The sequence below is a fragment of the Mesorhizobium sp. M7A.F.Ca.US.005.03.2.1 genome, assembly GCF_003997795.1.
In the GTDB taxonomy this organism is placed as follows: Bacteria; Pseudomonadota; Alphaproteobacteria; order Rhizobiales; family Rhizobiaceae; genus Mesorhizobium; species Mesorhizobium ciceri.
The window spans coordinates 1-585 of the sequence record NZ_RZRP01001530.1; the positions used below are offsets into that span (position 1 = coordinate 1).

The following is a 585-nucleotide window of genomic DNA, read 5'->3' on the forward strand; positions in this document are numbered from 1 at the left end:
CTACGAGGATATGTCGCCACCGCCCGCACCGAAGGGCGAAGCCCCTCCCGATGCAATTCCGGGGCTGCGCGAGGCCGGCAGCGGCCGCCCGACCAAGAAGGAACGTCGCCAGACCGACCGATTGCTCGGCGAAGATTGATGCCTGGCGTCCAAAAACAGGCGGCGCTTGCCAGGATAACGACGTGTTTGAAGCAAAACTGAACCCGGCAAACAGGAAGCCCTGCATGAGGTCGCCGGCCTCTGGGGCGCCGGCTGCCTGGAATTCCATTTCGAAACGCTGATGCCGACAGGAATGGCTGCCCTTGCAAGCAGCGGCCAAAGGCGTTACCTGACGGAAAAAGCCCAACAAAATGGGACGTCCCGGAGCCGACCGATGACCTATGTCGTGACCGACAATTGCATCAAATGCAAATACATGGACTGCATCGAGGTCTGTCCGGTCGATTGTTTCTACGAAGGCGAGAACATGCTCGTCATCCATCCCGACGAGTGCATCGACTGCGGTGTTTGCGAGCCGGAATGCCCGGCCGACGCGATCAAGCCCGACACCGAGCCCGGCCTCGACAAATGGCTGCAGGTCAATAC

At 60.3% G+C, this 585-nt stretch carries 1 protein-coding gene and 1 pseudogene; both read left to right on the top strand.

What is annotated here, in order from left to right; genetic code table 11:
* A pseudogene (locus tag EN991_RS41520) lies at positions 1-139 on the top strand (RNA-binding S4 domain-containing protein); the annotation flags it as partial.
* Between the two features lie 234 nt (positions 140-373).
* Positions 374-585, top strand: a 212-nt coding sequence (locus tag EN991_RS38930; protein WP_164769797.1) for a ferredoxin family protein, incomplete at its 3' end; no start/stop codon positions are given.